Here is a 688-nt window from a genome sequence, read left to right on the forward strand (position 1 = left end):
CAAATGTAACTGCTGCAATTAATGCAAAAAATATTGATGAGCTTAAAGAAATTATTAAAAAATTAAGTAAGATTAAAGAAAATGCTGAAAAAGTTAAAAATAGTGCAACCTCAAAACACTATTCAGCTAAAGCAACAGAAGCACAAGCCTTAATTACTGACATAACTAAGTCTATTGAATCTGCTCAAAAAGCACTAGATGAAGCCAAACAAAGTGAACAAGACAGAATTAACACAGTTAAACAAGCACTAAAGAACGCTACACAAAGTTTATTAGCTAAAAAACAAGAATTAGATGGCAAAACTAAATATGATGAAATTAATTTAGCTGTCGTAACCACTAATGCTGAACTAGAAAGTGCAAAAAATGTTTTAAATTTACATAATAGTGTTAAAAACCAAGGTATTTCTGCGCTAAAAACTGAATTAGATAATTTAACTAATGCAATTTCAAATACCGAAACATCGATTACAACAGCTGAAGCTAAAGCCACTGCAATTAAAACAAGACATGAAAGCTTATATAAAACTTTTAAAGACGTTGATTATAAAAATGCTGAAGCTCTAGCTAAAAATACAGGTACAGAAATTGTTAAAATTAATCAAGCAATTCAAGCATATGAAAAAGCTCTAACTAAAGTCAGTGAGATAAAAACTAATGCTAATAATGATGGTTACACTGATTTAGA

Annotated in this window: 1 protein-coding gene; it reads left to right on the forward strand. The window is 28.9% G+C overall.

Annotation, left to right across the window (positions count from 1 at the left end):
• A partial coding sequence (locus OF364_RS03010; RefSeq protein WP_263774133.1) for a hypothetical protein occupies positions 1-688 on the forward strand: 688 nt, incomplete at both ends.

Origin of the sequence: Mycoplasma enhydrae (assembly GCF_025779955.1) — a bacterium.
GTDB classification, from domain to species: Bacteria; Bacillota_I; Bacilli_A; order Mycoplasmatales; family Metamycoplasmataceae; genus Metamycoplasma; species Metamycoplasma enhydrae.